Origin of the sequence: Actinomadura darangshiensis (genome assembly GCF_004349235.1) — a bacterium.
Taxonomy (GTDB): Bacteria; Actinomycetota; Actinomycetes; order Streptosporangiales; family Streptosporangiaceae; genus Spirillospora; species Spirillospora darangshiensis.
Genome location: NZ_SMKY01000211.1, coordinates 1 through 15,962, shown reverse-complemented (window position 1 = coordinate 15,962; position 15,962 = coordinate 1). Strand labels below are relative to the sequence as shown.

The following is a 15,962-nucleotide window of genomic DNA, read 5'->3' as shown; positions in this document are numbered from 1 at the left end:
CAGCTCGGCCGCGACGTGCGCGACCGGCCGGCCGTCCTGCACGACACGGCGAACCAGCAGGCATCTGCCGTGGAATGTCAGACGGGCGTTAGCGTGACTCACTGAGACCTCCGGGTGCTGGTGAAGCGTGCAAACTCCACTACGCCCGGAGGTCTTCTTGCTGATCAAACACCTACCGGTCAGGTGTCACCAAGATCATGGCCAAGTACAACTAGCGCAGCCTGGCGCGGAGGGCTCGCGCCGCGGCGGGCCAGTCGTCGTCCGTCATCCCGAAGGCGGCGGTGTCGCGGATCGAGCCGTCCGCGCGGATCCGGTGCTTGCGGTGGATCCCCTCGAACGACGCGCCGAGCCGTTCGATCGCCGCGCGCGACCGCGCGTTGCTCGCGTGCGTGTGCCAGCCGACCCGGATCGCGCCCAGGTCGTCGAACGCCCGCTGCAGCAGGAGCAGCTTCGACTCGGTGTTGACGCCGGTCCGGTGCCAGCGCGACCCGAGCCAGGTGTGGCCGATGCACACGGCACGGTGGGACGACGAGATCTCGTAGTACGACGTCGTCCCGGCGACCTCCCCGGTCGCGGCGTCGAGCTGCACCCAGGGGAGGCGCAGGCCGCGCTCGCAGTCCGCCAGCGCCTTGCCGACGAGGACGCGCATCTCCGCGACCGTCGCGGGCTGCCGCTCGCTCAGCCACGTCCAGACGTCCGCGTCCCCGGACGCCTCGAACAGACCCTCCGCGTGCTCGGCGGACAGCGGCTCAAGCCGCACGTACCGCCCGGTCAGGACGGGCCGCTCGAACCATTCATCGCTCATGCGGATCACGCTAGGGACCTCCGGGTGGCATCCGGCAGAGCCACTTGGCGCCGATTTCCGCATGCCACTCAGGGGGCCTCCCGCCGGTTAGCATGGGTTCCTACTACGCGACTGGCGCGGTCAAGGTGGATCACCACCGGGGAGCGAACGACAGTCCGGACACCGCGCGCCTGGGTGGACGGGACCTCGAGCCGGGCTCGGTCCTGCGGAGACCCGGCGAGATCCACGCGGAGGCACACATGACGGCACAGATTCTGGACGGCAAGGCCACGGCCGCCGAGATCCGCTCGAACCTCAAGGTCCGCGTCGAGGCGCTCCGCGACCGCGGCGTGTCCGTCGGGCTCGGCACGGTGCTGGTGGGCGACGACCCCGGCAGCCACTCGTACGTGAACATGAAGCACCGCGACTGCGCCGAGGTCGGCATCGAGAGCATCCGCCGCGACCTCCCGGCCACCGCCACGCAGGACGAGGTGGAGCGGGTCGTCGCCGAGCTGAACGCCGACCCCGCCTGCACCGGCTACCTCGTCCAGCTGCCGCTGCCGAAGGGCCTGGACGAGCAGCGCGTGCTGGAGCTCATCGACCCCGCCAAGGACGTCGACGGCCTGCAGCCGGTGAACCTCGGCCGGCTCGTGCTGATGCAGCCCGGCCCGCTGCCCTGCACGCCGAAGGGCATCGTCGAGCTGCTGCGCCGCTTCGACGTCCCGATCAGGGGCGCCGAGGTCACCGTCGTCGGCCGTGGCATCACCGTCGGCCGCTCCCTCGGCCTGCTGCTGACGCGCCGCACCGAGAACGCGACCGTCACCCTCTGCCACACCGCCACCCGCGACCTGGCCGCGCACACCCGCCGGGCCGACATCGTGGTGGCCGCCGCCGGCGTCCCCGGGCTGATCACCGCCGACATGGTCAAGCCGGGCGCCGCCGTCCTGGACGTGGGCGTCTCGCGGGTGGACGGCAAGCTCGCCGGCGACGTCGCCGCCGACGTCCGCGAGGTCGCCGGATGGGTCGCGCCCAACCCCGGCGGCGTCGGCCCGATGACTCGCGCGATGCTCCTCGCGAACGTCGTCGAGGCCGCCGAGCAGAACGCCTGACGCGCACAAGACGGGGGCCGCCACCAGCACCCTGGTGGCGGCCCCCGCCTACGCTGCCCCGGCCGCGCCGTCACTTGCGCGGCCTGCACGGGGGGCTCAGCGATCGCCCTCAAGCTTTGCGCTGCCGGGAGGGCGACCGCAGGTTCACATCAGCTGGCCCTCCGTCCCGCAGTGGTGCTGTGCGCGGGCGGACGCCCGGGCCCGTGCGAGTGGCCCGGCGCACCCGGCCGGCGTGTCTCCGCCGTGCGCACCCCGGGGACCCGCCCGTCCATCGGCGGACGGCCCTGCTGCGGCACGTGCACCGGCGGCAGCGGCCGGACGAGGCCCATGGCGATGACCTCGTTGGCGAGCCGCGTACGCCGGTTGGCGCCCTCGGGAATCCGGAACTTCTGGTAGAGGCGCAGCAGGTGCTGCTTGACGGCCGCCTCCGTGACGACCAGCTCGCCGGCGATGTCGCGTGCCGTGGCGGGGGCCACGAACGCCTCGTCGGACAGGGCGGGACGGCACAGCGAGGTCAGCACGTCGACCTCGCGGCGGGTGAGCTCGGGCGCGACCGCGCGCCGCAGTTCGACGTCCGGGTCGACCTCCTCACGGGGGATGCCCCCCAACCGGCAGCGCGCCGTGCCGAAGCTCACGACGTCACCGTCCTCCAGGACACGGCGGGCGATCGGCCGGCCGTTGACACGCGTCCCGTTGCGGGACAAGCCCATGTCAACGACGTAGACGTACGGTCCGCGCCGGACGATCTCAGCGTGCAAACGGGACACACTCGGGTCGTCGAGGCGAACGTCCACTCCTCTCCCTCTCCCGACCGTCGTCACATCGGGGCGCAACGGCATCACCAGCCCGCTGTCCTCGATCCGCATGAACGGCCCCTCCACGGCAGTCCTCCCAGCTAGTTAGCGACCCCTGTCTGCCGGGTTACCCGGGCGCCGTGCCGTCACACCCTCCTACTGGCGAGTAGGTGCGGCGCCGCAGGGGATTCCGGCCTCCCGGGCGGCACGCCCGCCCCATCCGCCCCACCCTCATTCCCGGCGCCGGGCGACAAGCCGGACCGTTCCATCCCGCCCGGGGGCGGACGATGTCGTCCCCCGGCGCGATTATCGGTACCGTGAGGGCCATGAGCACCCAGGTGCACCGGCGCAGGCGCAAGGCGCCGCGGCGCAGGAGCGCCGCGCCGCACTGGCTCGCGCAGCTGCCGTACCTCTTCGTGCTCAGCGGCGTCGGCGCCGGGCTCACCCTGTGCGCCTTCAACTACTTCCGCAAGGGCTCCGGCCTGATGGCCGCCGCGCTGCTCATCGGCGCGCTCGCCCGGCTGCTGCTGCCCGAGTCGCAGCTCGGGCCGCTCGCCGTCAGGAGCCGCTCCGTCGACTGCTGGACGCTCGTGATCTTCGGCGAGATGATCGCGTTCGTGTCGCTGAGCGTCCCGCCGATGAACAAGACGGGGCTCGTCCTCGCCGGCGCCTTCGGCGTGCTGATCGCGCTCACGATGCTGGTGCGCGGCGTGCGGCTCGTCATCGCCGGACGCTCGTCGCCGCCCGGGGACGATCCGCCCGCCTAACGCGTTGTCCCAGGTAGCGGCGGATCTGGCCGGCCAGGGGCCGTGGCCGGGTCTAGACCTCATGACCGCCTCGGCTAGCCTAGCCAGTTGAGCCTTACAAGGACTTGAGTCTTTTCGCCCGGCGATCCCGGCGGCCCGACACGGCCACGCCCCGCCGAGGATGGAAGGCCTCGCCAGCTGGCCAGGTGTAGGAAAGGGACAGCCACAGCATGCCCAAGATCAAAGTAGCGGGCCCGGTCGTCGAACTCGACGGCGACGAAATGACGCGGATCATCTGGAAGTTCATCAAGGACCAGCTGATCCTGCCTTACCTCGATGTCGACCTGAAGTACTACGACCTCGGCATCGAGCACCGTGACGCCACCGACGACCAGGTCACCGTGGACGCCGCCAAGGCCATCCTGGAGCACGGCGTCGGCGTCAAGTGCGCGACCATCACCCCCGACGAGGCGCGCGTCGAGGAGTTCGGCCTGAAGAAGATGTGGCGGTCCCCGAACGGGACGATCCGCAACATCCTGGGCGGCGTGATCTTCCGCGAGCCGATCGTCGCGTCCAACATCCCCCGCCTGGTCCCCGGCTGGACGAAGCCGATCATCATCGGCCGGCACGCCCACGGCGACCAGTACAAGGCCACCGACTTCGTCGTCCCCGGCCCGGGCAAGGTGACGATCACCTACACGCCGCGCGACGGCTCCGAGCCGATGGAGCTGGAGATCGCGGACTTCCCCGGCGGCGGCGTCGCCATGGGCATGTACAACTACGACGACTCGATCCGCGACTTCGCCCGGACGAGCATGCGGTACGCGCTCAACCGCGAGATGCCGCTGTACATGTCCACGAAAAACACGATCCTCAAGGCCTACGACGGCCGGTTCAAGGACCTCTTCCAGGAGATCTACGAGACCGAGTTCAAGGCCGAGTTCGAGGCCAAGGGCCTCACCTACGAGCACCGCCTCATCGACGACATGGTCGCCGCGGCGCTCAAGTGGGAGGGCGGCTTCGTCTGGGCCGCCAAGAACTACGACGGCGACGTCCAGTCCGACACCCTCGCGCAGGGCTTCGGCTCGCTCGGCCTGATGACGTCCGTCCTCATGACCCCGGACGGCAAGACCGTCGAGGCCGAGGCGGCGCACGGCACGGTGACCCGCCACTACCGGCAGCACCAGCAGGGCAAGCCGACGTCGACCAACCCGATCGCGTCCATCTTCGCCTGGACCCGCGGCCTCGACCACCGCGGCAAGCTCGACAGCAACCCCGAGCTGGTCGGCTTCGCCCGCGCCCTCGAAGAGGTCTGCGTCAAGACCGTCGAAGGCGGCCAGATGACCAAGGACTTGGCGCTCCTGGTCGGCAAGGAGACCCCCTTCCTGACGACGCAGGATTTCCTGGGCGCCCTCGACACCAACCTCCAGAAGAAGATCAACGGCTGACCCGGCCCCGGTCTTCGAAGGCCGTCCCGGAATCGTTCCGGGGCGGCCTTCCGCTCGTTCCCGGCCGGGGCGGCATGCCGGGTGGTGCACCTGGGCGGTGGCGGGCGGGGGGCGCGCGATAGCCTGACCCCCGGAAATATCTCGACGGCGAGAGATCCCGCGCGGGCGGGGTCCTCGGGCGGTCGGGTCCGAAGGATGGCCGCCTGAGCCCCGTCAGGTCACAGCAGGAGAAGGACGCATGACTCGCACCCCAGTCACCGTTACCGTCACCGGCGCGGCGGGCCAGATCGGCTACGCGCTGCTGTTCCGCATCGCGTCCGGGCACCTCCTCGGCGCGGACGTACCCGTACGCCTGCGCCTGCTGGAGATTCCGCAGGCGGTGAAGGCCGCCGAGGGTACCGCGATGGAGCTGGACGACTGCGCGTTCCCGCTGCTGTCCGGCACCGACATCTTCGACGACGCCGCCAAGGCGTTCGAGGGCACGAACGTGGCCCTGCTCGTCGGCGCCCGCCCGCGGACGAAGGGCATGGAGCGCGGCGACCTGCTGGAGGCCAACGGCGGCATCTTCAAGCCGCAGGGCGAGGCCATCAACGCGGGCGCGGCCGACGACATCAAGGTCCTGGTGGTCGGCAACCCGGCCAACACCAACGCGCTGATCGCGAAGTCGCACGCGCCGGACGTCCCGTCCGACCGGTTCACCGCGATGACCCGCCTCGACCACAACCGCGCCCTCGCGCAGCTGTCCAAGAAGACGGGCGTCTCGGTCGACGACATCAAGAAGCTCACGATCTGGGGCAACCACTCCGCCACCCAGTACCCGGACGTCTTCCACGCCGAGATCGCCGGCAAGAACGCCGCCGAGACGGTGAACGACCAGAACTGGCTGGAGAACGACTTCATCCCGACCGTCGCCAAGCGCGGCGCCGCGATCATCGAGGCGCGGGGCGCGTCGTCGGCGGCGTCGGCCGCGTCCGCCGCGATCGACCACGTCCACACCTGGGTGAACGGCACCGCCGACGGCGACTGGACGTCCATGGCGGTCGTGTCGGACGGCTCCTACGGCGTCCCCGAGGGCCTGATCTCGTCCTTCCCGGTCACCACGAAGGGCGGCAAGTGGGAGATCGTCCAGGGCCTGGACGTCAACGACTTCTCCCGCACCCGCATCGACGCGACGGTGAACGAGCTCTCCGAGGAGCGCGCGGCCGTCCAGAAGCTGGGCCTTATCTAACCCACCCGCACCATGACGAGCCCCGGACCACCCAGGCCCGGGGCTCGCGCGCGTCCGGTCACACGAGGCGGCTCGGCTCGTCCAGCCACAGCCTGTCGCCCTCGGGCAAGACCGCCAACCCGAACCGCTCGACGCCGGGCGAGTCATGCCGGACCTGGCTGGCCGCGAACCTCGCCTGGCTGATGCCGCGCCACCCCGAGGTGCTCGGCCTGCTGGCGCTCATCCGGCTCCACCAGGCGCGCACCGCCGCCCGTTTCGGCGGCGACGGCCGCCTCGTCCTGCTGCGCGACCAGGACCGCTACGGCTTGTACTCCGCGCGTATCGCGGCCATCGGATCGTTGACCCACAAACAGTCTTGCAGCGCGGTCAGCACGCCACCGAAGCCACGCCTGGCCTCGCCGTAGGTGAACGCCCGCTCAGGGGACGACATGCGCCCGTCCATCACGAACGGTGTGGCCCCTCGCTGTCATACGGCGCTGATGCCGGCAAGCTCGACGTCGAGGCCGTCCCGGCTCCTGAGTCGCCCTCCCCAGGAGGTCGAGTTGCTCAGATGTGCACCCATCGACAGCCGCGTTGGGAAGTTCGAGGGGTTCACCTGCACCTCGCTGGTTCCGCGTCCGCGCAGCTCGGCGGCAACCCGTTCGGCAACCTTGTCGCCGTCGCGTGCCAGCATCAGCACCGTCATCTTCAGCGTGCTTCTAGCGAGGAACCCCAGTCCCTTCAGGGCTGGGATGAATCGCTTCCCCGATCATGCGGTGCGTCAGCGCCGCCAGGTCGGTCCGACGACATACACAGTTGCGTAATGATATGGTCACGTACTGTGAAGCTGGTGGTGCAGGTGAAGCTGCTGCCGACGCCCGAGCAGGCGGCGGCGCTGACCGACACCCTGCACCGAGTCAACACCGCTGCCAACCAGGTGTCGGCCGTGGCCTTCGAGCAGTTCGGGCTCCGCGGCCGCGAACTGCCCCTGCGGACGCTGTGCTACGGCGATCTCAAGGCCGGCGGGCTGGGTGCGCAGGCCGCCCAGCATGTGATCAAACGGGTCGTGGACGCCTACACCACTCTCCGGGCGAACCTCCGCAACGGCAACTTTGGTAGCCCGGCGTCCAAGCGTCGCCGTAAGGCGGAGGCCAAGCCGATCGTGTTCCGCGCCGACGCCGCGCACACCTTCGACGACCGCAACCTGTCGTGGCAGTTGGATGCGGGCACGGTGAGCATCTGGACGGTGGCCGGGCGATGCAAGAACCTGCGGTTCGTCTGCTCGCCCGACCAGGCCAAGATGCTCGCCGCGCACCGCAAGGGTGAATCGGACCTGGTGCACCGGGACGGGAAATGGTTCCTGCTCGCCACCTGCGACGTCCCCGAACCCCAGGTGTACGAGCCGGTCGATTGGGTGGGGGTGGACCGCGGCATCGTCAACCTGGCCACCACCAGCGATGGCGACAACCATCAGGGCCGCCGCCTGGACCGGTACCGCCGCTGGCAGGCCCGCAAACGCGCCGAACTCCAGGCCACACGCACCCGCGCGGCGGCCAGATTATTGAAGAAGCGGGCCCGCCGGGAGACCCGGCACGCCCGGCATGTCAACCACACGATCGCTAAGCAGGTCGTCGCCGTCGCGGCACGCACCGGACGCGGTATCGCCCTGGAAGAACTGGGTGGGATCCGCGGACGGGTCACGGTTCCTCGCGACCAGCGGGCACGCCTGTCGTCCTGGCCGTTCCAGCAGCTGGGCGCGTTCATCGCCTACAAGGCCCAACGTGCCGGGGTGCCGTACCTGGAGGTGGATCCGGCCTACACCTCGCAGCGCTGCCCGCGCTGCGGCCACACCGCGCGGACCAACCGTCCTACGCGGGATGATTTCTGCTGTCGCCGGTGCGGTCTCGCTGGGCCCGCCGACGTCGTCGCCGGGGTCAACGTGCGCGACCGCGCACGCTCGGCGTGGGTATTCGTCAACATGCCCCAACCAGCCCCCGCCTAGCACGGGGGCCGGTGGATGCGACCCGTGACCGCCCACCCGTAGCGGGCAGTCGGGAGCGTAAACAACGCCCACAAGGACCGAACCCGCAAGCTCGGTGCTTCAGGGCCGAGTAGTTGACTCCTTGCCCTTGTCCTCGGGGTGCTGGTTGTCGCCCTGGCCGCCGGTGGTGTAGTCGGACGTCCCCTTGTCGTGCTTGCCCGCGCGGGGCGCCACGAGGAACCGGAGTACCCAGGGCCGTGCCTTGGTCGCGGGGGCGTCCGTTTGGGACGCCAAGTCCAGGCCAGGGTCCATGGGGAAGATGTCCCCGACCCGGAACGCCAGCCCGCGCGACTCACCGTCCGGCGAGTGCGTCACTAGGTCGAGCTGGTCAGGCTGCCCGATCATCTGCGTGGTCATCTGCTTCCTTTCCTGACGACACAGTGGCCGCCGCTTGGAGGCTCCACCTGAAGCCTTCTGTGTGGACGACCGCGACCGGAACGGGTCGGGCCGTTACAACCCACGGCCCCGAGGCGACAGCTCTCGGGGGTTCGCCCTCCACTGGGGGATCTGGAGGGGGGTGACCGGCCGCCTCGGGGCCGTGGAGTTCAGGCGGCGGCAGGACGGACGGTGGCCCGTTCCGCCATGTGCCGACGGACGTGCGCGGCATGAACTCGATGCGGCGCTGCTCAGCACGCCGGATGGCGATGGAAAGCGAATGCGTATCCGGTGCGGTCACCACCAGTGGGCTGCTACTCCACATCACCCAGGCGGTGAACTCTCGGCTGTACGCGCCCCACACCACAGCCCACCCGGAGTGGTTCCCCTCGGCCCACCGCGCGAGTTCCGTGCTGTCCGCCATGGTTGTCCTACCTGGCCGAGTGCGCGTGGATGGACGGAACTGCGGCCGGTTCGACGGTGGCGTAGCGCACGCAAACCCACTTTCCGTGCGGCTCGGCGGGTGTCACCCAGCACTCTTCAGCCATTGCCGCGACGATCGGCAGCCCCCGACCGCGCATGTCGGCGTCATGGCCCGGGTCCAGCGCCTCAGCGTCCGGAACCGGGTCACCGACTGCCGTCCCCGCCGTACGTGTGCACACCGGTCTGGCGTCGGAGGAGTCCCACACCGCCAGCACCACCGCGCCGGGCTCCCACGTGAGGCGAACGTGGATCTCCTGCTCCGAGGCGTACTGCGCGGCGTTGGCGACCAGCTCGCTGGCGATCAACACCACATCGTCGCTGACTCCGGTCAGCCCCCATTCGGCGAGCCTGCACTTCACCAGCGTGCGCACCCGCGCCGGCCCCCTCAGCGTCGCCTGAATCGTCACGTCCAGCGCCTCAGAAGCCACGGCACCCGCCCCGCCGTTCATCACGACCACCGCCAACTCATCCGGCGGCTCGCCCGTACCATCTGCCGTACAACCGCTATTGCGGCGGTGCTTGCGATCGTGGGGAGGCATGCCGCAAGGGTCCTAACTCGTTGACGAGGTCGAATAAGCGCAGTCTCTGCCCATCCGCCGGGCCATGACCAGAACGATGTTGTATAACAAACAGCCACCGGTCATGCATCGATGAATAATGGGGTGACACTGACCTGGGAGGTTGCATTATGGGTGAAACGAGAGAGTTGTGTGCTCGGTGTGACAAGCCGCTGAGTCGTTACGCGACGGAGGACATCTGTGGCCCATGTGTCGCTGCAGCTAGAAGCCGGCCGACCAGTCAGATTGACTTGCCACTGGAATTCTGGTTCTCCGAATCGATCTCCCAAGCGCTTGCCATATGGGACTGGCCGACGATCCTCATCGCTATCAACCGTGACACAAAAGCCACCCAAAGCGCTATCGCCACTCAAACTGGACTGTCTCAAGCCTCCGTTTCCAGGCTCATGGCAGGTCGCAGCGGTGGTCAGACCATCGAGACCGCTCTCAAAATCATTGACCGACTTGGCGCTCCACGGACGTTGGCGGGGATCACGCCCAGGGGGCTCAGCCACATCACCAGCCGCATCGACGATCGAGAGACCGTCGAAGCGAGTACGGGCGGCAATGTGAAGCGCCGCGAGTTCTCGAGCAAACTGGTGCTCGCCGGCTTGGCCATCCCCCTGCTGGGGAGCGCGCACACCAAGGCGACCACAGGCGATGTCGACGTCGTCACCGGTCTGGAGCGGCCCGCTGATGCCGTCGCGGACCTGTGGGCGTTGGACTCGCGCCACGGCGGCGCAGCGCTCGCGGATCTGGCTGAGGCCCGGCTGGCCAGCATCCTCGGGCAGTTGAAGCATGTGACGATCAAGCCGTCCGCCGAGCCCTTCGTGCACGCGGTCATCGGTGAGGTGACTTCGGCCGCAGCCTGGTTCGCGTTCGAGCGCGGCGATCTCGCCCGTGCCGAGGGCCTCTTGAAGGACGGCCTGTACTCCGCTTACTGTGCTAATGACACCAAACTGCGACTTCAGATTCTCGACACGATGGCCATGGTGTGCAACGCCAAAGGGCGACCCGCGAATGCGGCCTCCGTTGCGCAAAGCGCCCTCGACGCCAGCCAACACGCCGATCTTCAACTCAGATCTCTTCTGTCGATGCGAGCCGCAGTCGCGCACGCCCGCCTGCACGACGAGACAGATTATGAACGACTCAAGGGCCAGGCATGGGATCTGCTCGGCAAGGCGGCCGTCCGCCCTGATCGCGACGAGTGGTTCCGGTTCTTCGGGGAAGACGAGATGCGTGGATTGGAGGCTCTAGCACAAGCCTCGCTCGACCACCATGCGCTATCAGCCGAACTGTTGGACGGCATCACAGCGACGATGGCGCCGCGCAACCGAGCGTTTTACCGCGTCTGCCAAGCCACCGCCCTCGCCCGCTCCGGCGATATCACTTCGTCCGTGGACGTCTTCCACAGCAACCTCCCATTGCTGACGGAGATGACCAGCGCGAGGATCGCCAAGAAGACCCGGCGTTTCGCTGCCGCGCTACACGGCTCACCGAGTCAAGTTGCCCAGGAGACCCGGCGCATGGCTCTCAATCTGATAGGAGCGTCCTCCCATGCCTGACGACGGCTACACACTGACTCGTCATGACGGCGAACGCACCGTTGCCATGCTGGACGAGATCGCTGAGGTATACGTTCCCGCGTATGCCGAACCCCCGTATGAACCACACCCCATGTTCAGCCGGGAAGAGTTCATCCCACGCACGACCAGGCAGACCACTAGGAAAGGCTTCACCCTTATCGGTGTCCGAAAGGGCGATGGAGAGCTAGTGGGCTTCAGTTTCGGCCTGCACTTTGTAGCGGGCAGTTGGTGGCGGGACGTCTCAGGCTCCGCACCACCACAGGAGATCGTGGACGCTGCGAAGTTCTCTGTGATCGAGCTGGTCGTCGCCGCCCCGCACCGCGGACGTGGCCTCGCCCGTCGGCTGCTCGGCGCTCTTCTGGACGGCCGTCCTGAGCAGTACGCGATGCTTCTGGCCCAACCCGATTCCCATGCCCGCACGATCTATGCTCACTGGGGATGGAAACAGGTTGCCGTGGTCCAGTCGTATCCGGGCGGTGACATCGATGACGTCCTCGTCCTCTCCCTCTGATGTCCGAGGGTGACCGGCACTCGGTGAGCGTTGCGGGCGTCATTTTGGACGATGTTGGTCGGGCTTTGCTTATTCAGCGTCGCGATAATGGTCATTGGGAGGCTCCTGGCGGTGTTCTGGAGCTTGCTGAAGATATCCGGGCCGGTCTCAAGCGAGAAGTTCTTGAGGAGACGGGCCTTCGGGCTCAGGTCGATGATCTGACGGGCGTTTATAAGAATATGAAACGCGGGATCATCGCACTTGTCTTTCGTTGCCGCATCGTCGGCGGGAGTGCTCGCGAGACCAGCGAGGCGCAGGGCCTCCGGTGGATGAACTCTGAGGAGGTCAGGGAGTTGGCCACCGAAGCGTTCGCGGTTCGTGTGTTGGACGCAATGGCGCGTCCGGCGACGTCACCTGCGGTGCGCCATCACGATGGCACGTTCCTCGCTGAGGGTTCAGGTGACCTTTGAGCGTCCAAGGCCGTCCTTGTGTTTCTCGCGCTCCGAGCGCGGCCTGGACGGGGGTTACGGGTGGAAGAAGCCGCGGGTGTAGGGGTCTGTTTGGGCTTGGAGGGTGGTCAGGTCGCCGGTGGCGGTGACCTTGCCGGCGCGCATGAGGACCAGGTGGTCGGCTACCTGGGTGGCGGTGAGCATGGGGACGTCGTGGGTGATCGCCAGGACGGCGCCACCGCTGCGGGCGTACTTGTACAGCGTGACCCACATCTCGTAGGCGAGGTCGGTTTCAAGGGAGGCCGTCGGTTCGTCCGCTACCAGGATGTCGGGGCCCGGCAGGAGTGCGGCGGCGAAGGCGGCGCGCTGGATCTGGCCGCCGGAGTGCTGGCCGGGATAGAGGTCGAACAGGTCGGTGGGGTAGTGGGCCGCTGCGCACGCGTCGTCGAGGGTCCACCGCCGGTGCCGGTTCTCCAGCTTGCGCAACTGGGCGCCCACGGTCTCGGTGGGGGAGAAGGCGTCGACGCCCGCCTGGGGCAGCAGGCCGATGGTCCGGCCGCGAAGCCGCAGCCAATGCCGCCGGTCCTGGACGAGGTCGCCGTTGACGAGGACCTGGCCGGTGCTGCGGGCGGGCTCCGGCAGCCGCCCGTTGAGTGCGGCGGCGACCATGGACTTGCCGCAGCCCGATTCGCCGAGGAGGGCGGTGATCTGCCCGTCCGGCACGACGATGTCCATCCCGTCGAGGACGGTCTCGCTCCAGCGGCCGGTGTCGATGTGGACGGTCACGTCCCGTAGCTCAGCACCCACCGCCCGGTCCGTTCGTCGGGGACATGGCGCTCAGGATAGGGGCGCCCATCGCGAGACGGCGACGCGCCCGGCACGCGCTCTCCTTCACAGTGAGTCGTCCGAGCGGGGCGGGCGCAAATGATCTGAAGTCGTCGGTATCGGTCGCTAGTGTGTGTGATCGCTCGGGAAGTGATCGGGGAGGCGTGGACGTGGTGGAACAGGCGTTTCAGGTGGATCTGCGCGGGGTGGTGGATCTGCTGAGCCGCCACCTCTACGCGAGTCCGCGGGTGTATCTGCGGGAGCTGCTGCAGAACGCGGTGGACGCGATCACGGCGCGCGGCGAGGGCGGCCGCGTCGAGATCGAGACCGGTGGCGGGACGCTGCGGGTGCATGACGACGGCGTCGGGCTCACCGAGGACGAGGTCCACACGCTGCTGGCGACGATCGGGCGGTCGTCCAAGCGGGACGAGCTGGGCTTCGCACGGCACGACTTCCTGGGGCAGTTCGGTATCGGGCTGCTGTCCGCCTTCCTCGTCGCGGACGAGATCGAGGTCGTGACCCGGTCCGCGAGGGGCGGTAAGGCCGTTAGATGGACGGGCCGTTCCGAGGGCAGCTACCAGGTCGAGCCGGGCGAGCGCGACGAGCCGGGTACGACGGTCACGTTGCGGGCCCGTCCGGGTGCGGCCGAGCTGCTGAGCCCGCCGGTCGTCGCGGAGCTTGCGCGCACGTACGGGTCGCTTCTTCCGGTCGATCTGGTCGTGGACGGCGTCGCCGTCACCGGTGACGGGCCGCCGTGGCAGGCGTCCTACCGCGATCCGGCCGCCCGCCGGCGGGCGCTGGAGCGGTACTGCGAGGAGCTGTACGGGTTCACGCCCTTCGACGTCGTCGATCTGGACGTGCCCGAGGCGGGTCTGACGGGCGTCGCGTTCGTCCTGCCCGCGCCCGTCTCGCCGACGGCCCGCGCTTCCCATCGCGTCTACCTGAAGCGGATGCTGCTGGCCGAGAACGTGGAGGGGCTGCTGCCGGAGTGGGCCTTCTTCGCGCGGTGCGTGGTGGACGCGGGGGAGCTGCGTCCGACCGCCAGCCGCGAGGCCCTCTACGAGGACGAGCTGCTCGAATCGACGCGGCTCGGGCTCGGTGACGTCCTGCGGCAGTGGCTGGTGAGGCTGGCGGAGACCGACCCGGCCCAGCTGCGCGCGTTCCTGCGCCTGCACCAGCTCGGCGTGAAGGCGATGGCGCTGCACGACGACGACATGCTGCGGATCGTCGACCAGTGGCTGGAGTACGAGACGTCCGCCGGGCCGATGACGCTGCACGAGTTCCGCCGCCGCCATCCGGACGGCCGGTTCACCGCGTCGGTGGACGAGTTCCGCCGCCTGTCGGCGGTCGCGGGCGCGCAGGGCGTCGGCCTCGTCAACGGCGGCTACGTCCACGACACCGAGATCATCGAGCGGCTGCCCGGCCTGGACCCCGACATCCGCCTCGCCCGCCTGGAGGCGGCCGAGCTGACCACCACGTTCGGCGTCCTCGACCCGGCGACGGAACTGGCGCTGCGCCCGTTCCTGGCGGCGGCGCAGCGGGCGGTGGAACGGCTCGGCTGCGAGGTCGTCGTCCGCGACTTCGACCCCGCTTCCCTGCCCGCCCTCTACCTGACGAGCCGCGATGCGCAGTTCCGCGAGGAACTCACGCGCGCGCAAGAGTCGGCCGACGAACTCTGGGCGGACGTCCTGGGCGCCGTCAACGCCACGACCAGCGCGGACCGCCCGCAACTGGTGCTGAACCACCGCAACCCGCTGGCTCGCCGCGTCACGTCCCTCGGTGACGACGGGCCGGTCGAGCTGGCCGTCCAGGCCTTGTACGGGCAGGCGCTGCTGCTCGGCCACCATCCGCTGCGGCCCGCCGACACGGCGGTGCTGAACCGTTCCTTCATCGGCCTGCTGGAATGGGCCGTCCATTCCCCGGAGGCCGCCGAATGAGCACGGACGACGTCTACGCGCTGATGACGCGCGCCCAGGAGCTTCCCTACGGGGAGGCCCGCACGGTCCTGGTCGAGGACGCGCTGCGCCGGGCGGAGGCGGACGGCGACGAGGTGCTGGCGTTCCACGTGCGGGTCCGGCTGACGGACGCGTACCGGTACGGCGGCGAGCCCGCCAAGGCGTTCGCAACGTTCACCCGGGCGCTGGCCGACCACGACCGCGACCCCGGCCGCTTCGGCGAGACGCACAGCCTGCTGTGGCAGATGAAGGCGGTCGTCAGCTCCCTCACCCTGTTCCCGGAGATCCCGCTGGACCGGGCCCACGCCGTCCTGGACGACATGGAGCGCCGCTACAAGGCGGGCGGGCACAGCCTCCAGGCCGTGTACCACTATCGAAACGTGGTCGCGCGGCACGTCGGCGACGGGACGGCCGACGAGTGGTACCTGAAGTGGCGCGCGGCCGAGCGGGACGAGCTGTCGGACTGCGAGGGCTGCGATCCGACCGGCATGGCCCGCCATCTGGTCGAGACCGGCCGGCACGACGAGGCGTTCGAGATCGCCGCGCCGGTGCTGAGCGCGCAGCTGTCGTGCAACGAGCAGCCGCAGGCCATCCAGACCGCGCTGCTGCCCGTCTACCTGCGGACGGGGCGCGCCGATCAGGCCGCCGACGCGCACCGCCGCGCCTACCGGGTGCACCGGTCGCGGCTCGCCGACCTCAGCGACGTCGCCGAGCATCTGGAGTTCTGCGCGATCACGGGCAACGAGGCGCGCGGCCTGGAGATCCTCCAGCGGCATCTCGGCTGGCTGGACCGCGCCCCGAGCGCGCACGCGGACATGGACTTCTCCGCCGCGGCGGCCCTCGTCCTGGACCGGGTGGCCGCGGCCGGGCACGACGCGGCGACGATCCGGCGTCCCGCGGCGGCCGGCCGTCCCGCCGCCGACGTGGCGCTGGGCGTGCTGCACGCCGAGCTGTCCGCCCGCGCGACGGGCCTGGCGGCCCGGTTCGACGCCCGCAACGGCACGTCCCACCAGGGCGGCAAGGTGCGGGCCACGCTGGCGGCCGAGGCGGTCGCCGATTTCGTCCCGCTGGCCGCCCACCATCGCCGTCCCGCCCCGGCCCCCGCTCCGGCGC

General features: G+C 69.4%; 18 protein-coding genes, 2 pseudogenes and 1 riboswitch. Of the genes and pseudogenes, 11 read left to right on the top strand and 9 right to left on the bottom strand.

The genetic code is table 11. The features are described 5' to 3' along the window. Positions 1-102: pseudogene (locus E1293_RS33190) on the bottom strand (IS481 family transposase); the annotation flags it as partial. A gap of 109 nt (positions 103-211) precedes the next feature. Next, positions 212-805, bottom strand: coding sequence for a GNAT family N-acetyltransferase (locus tag E1293_RS33185; RefSeq protein ID WP_132201665.1), 594 nt, complete (start codon positions 803-805; stop codon positions 212-214). Between the two features lie 97 nt (positions 806-902). Continuing rightward, positions 903-988: riboswitch (ZMP/ZTP riboswitch) on the top strand. Between the two features lie 56 nt (positions 989-1,044). Here E1293_RS33185 and E1293_RS33180 point away from each other — a divergent pair. Next, positions 1,045-1,893 carry a bifunctional methylenetetrahydrofolate dehydrogenase/methenyltetrahydrofolate cyclohydrolase gene (locus tag E1293_RS33180; protein ID WP_132201663.1) on the top strand — a complete coding sequence of 283 codons (849 nt, stop codon included), beginning with the start codon at positions 1,045-1,047 and terminating at the stop codon, positions 1,891-1,893. A 149-nt stretch (positions 1,894-2,042) separates the two neighbouring features. Here the strand turns inward: E1293_RS33180 and E1293_RS33175 are convergent, their stop codons facing one another. After that, on the bottom strand, positions 2,043-2,759 hold the full coding sequence (locus E1293_RS33175) for an FHA domain-containing protein (RefSeq protein ID WP_424923706.1): 717 nt from the start codon (positions 2,757-2,759) through the stop codon (positions 2,043-2,045). A gap of 254 nt (positions 2,760-3,013) precedes the next feature. Between E1293_RS33175 and E1293_RS33170 the strand changes: the two genes are divergently transcribed. The 3 genes from E1293_RS33170 (at position 3,014) to E1293_RS33160 (ending at position 6,109) form a co-directional block, all read left to right on the top strand. Beyond that, positions 3,014-3,454, top strand: coding sequence for a DUF3017 domain-containing protein (locus tag E1293_RS33170; RefSeq protein WP_132201659.1), 441 nt, complete (start codon positions 3,014-3,016; stop codon positions 3,452-3,454). Between the two features lie 209 nt (positions 3,455-3,663). Beyond that, positions 3,664-4,881, top strand: coding sequence for an NADP-dependent isocitrate dehydrogenase (locus E1293_RS33165; protein ID WP_132201657.1), 1,218 nt, complete (start codon positions 3,664-3,666; stop codon positions 4,879-4,881). 238 nt (positions 4,882-5,119) lie between these two features. Next, complete coding sequence (locus E1293_RS33160; protein WP_132201655.1) at positions 5,120-6,109, top strand: malate dehydrogenase; 990 nt, start codon at positions 5,120-5,122, stop codon at positions 6,107-6,109. 58 nt (positions 6,110-6,167) lie between these two features. On the opposite strand, the gene E1293_RS50830 is transcribed toward E1293_RS33160, so the two are convergent. Then, a complete protein-coding gene (locus E1293_RS50830) occupies positions 6,168-6,332 on the bottom strand; it encodes a hypothetical protein (protein WP_165978507.1) in 165 nt (54 codons plus the stop codon). On the opposite strand from E1293_RS50830, the pseudogene E1293_RS50825 reads away from it, so the two are divergent. Then, positions 6,292-6,375 (top strand): annotated as a pseudogene (locus tag E1293_RS50825) (DUF6596 domain-containing protein); the annotation flags it as partial. The gene E1293_RS50830 and the pseudogene E1293_RS50825 sit on opposite strands and share 41 nt — an antisense overlap. Positions 6,376-6,407: 32 nt before the next feature. Here the strand turns inward: E1293_RS50825 and E1293_RS50310 are convergent. Continuing rightward, positions 6,408-6,539, bottom strand: coding sequence for a hypothetical protein (locus tag E1293_RS50310; protein ID WP_279473315.1), 132 nt, complete (start codon positions 6,537-6,539; stop codon positions 6,408-6,410). 36 nt (positions 6,540-6,575) lie between these two features. Further along, a complete protein-coding gene (locus E1293_RS33150) occupies positions 6,576-6,794 on the bottom strand; it encodes a hypothetical protein (RefSeq protein WP_132201653.1) in 219 nt (72 codons plus the stop codon). A 135-nt stretch (positions 6,795-6,929) separates the two neighbouring features. On the opposite strand from E1293_RS33150, the gene E1293_RS33145 reads away from it, so the two are divergent. Beyond that, positions 6,930-8,090: an RNA-guided endonuclease InsQ/TnpB family protein gene (locus tag E1293_RS33145; protein WP_243716896.1), complete on the top strand. Its 1,161-nt coding sequence runs from the start codon at positions 6,930-6,932 to the stop codon at positions 8,088-8,090. Positions 8,091-8,189: 99 nt separating this feature from the next. On the opposite strand, the gene E1293_RS33140 is transcribed toward E1293_RS33145, so the two are convergent. Together E1293_RS33140 and E1293_RS33135 are read right to left on the bottom strand one after the other, a co-directional pair. After that, positions 8,190-8,486 carry a hypothetical protein gene (locus E1293_RS33140; protein WP_132201651.1) on the bottom strand — a complete coding sequence of 99 codons (297 nt, stop codon included), beginning with the start codon at positions 8,484-8,486 and terminating at the stop codon, positions 8,190-8,192. 449 nt (positions 8,487-8,935) lie between these two features. Further along, entirely contained in the window at positions 8,936-9,436 is a 501-nt protein-coding gene (locus E1293_RS33135; RefSeq protein WP_243716898.1) for an ATP-binding protein, read from the bottom strand. A gap of 359 nt (positions 9,437-9,795) precedes the next feature. Between E1293_RS33135 and E1293_RS33130 the strand changes: the two genes are divergently transcribed. The 3 genes from E1293_RS33130 to E1293_RS33120 are packed head-to-tail and all read left to right on the top strand — an operon-like array spanning position 9,796 to position 12,090. Then, positions 9,796-11,109 (top strand): NsdA family TPR-like regulatory protein, encoded by a 1,314-nt coding sequence (locus tag E1293_RS33130; RefSeq protein WP_132201647.1) that lies wholly within the window; start codon positions 9,796-9,798, stop codon positions 11,107-11,109. Beyond that, positions 11,102-11,641 (top strand): GNAT family N-acetyltransferase, encoded by a 540-nt coding sequence (locus E1293_RS33125; protein ID WP_132201645.1) that lies wholly within the window; start codon positions 11,102-11,104, stop codon positions 11,639-11,641. The genes E1293_RS33130 and E1293_RS33125 overlap by 8 nt, the downstream gene beginning before the upstream one ends. Further along, positions 11,641-12,090 (top strand): NUDIX hydrolase, encoded by a 450-nt coding sequence (locus E1293_RS33120; protein ID WP_132201643.1) that lies wholly within the window; start codon positions 11,641-11,643, stop codon positions 12,088-12,090. The genes E1293_RS33125 and E1293_RS33120 overlap by 1 nt, the downstream gene beginning before the upstream one ends. Before the next feature lie 54 nt (positions 12,091-12,144). On the opposite strand, the gene E1293_RS33115 is transcribed toward E1293_RS33120, so the two are convergent. Then, positions 12,145-12,876: an ATP-binding cassette domain-containing protein gene (locus E1293_RS33115; RefSeq protein WP_132201641.1), complete on the bottom strand. Its 732-nt coding sequence runs from the start codon at positions 12,874-12,876 to the stop codon at positions 12,145-12,147. Positions 12,877-13,058: 182 nt separating this feature from the next. On the opposite strand from E1293_RS33115, the gene E1293_RS33110 reads away from it, so the two are divergent. Together E1293_RS33110 and E1293_RS33105 are read left to right on the top strand one after the other, a co-directional pair. Then, positions 13,059-14,831: an HSP90 family protein gene (locus tag E1293_RS33110; RefSeq protein WP_481726106.1), complete on the top strand. Its 1,773-nt coding sequence runs from the start codon at positions 13,059-13,061 to the stop codon at positions 14,829-14,831. Next, positions 14,828-15,962, top strand: a 1,135-nt coding sequence (locus E1293_RS33105; RefSeq protein ID WP_207939230.1) for a hypothetical protein, incomplete at its 3' end; no start/stop codon positions are given. The genes E1293_RS33110 and E1293_RS33105, both read left to right, overlap by 4 nt.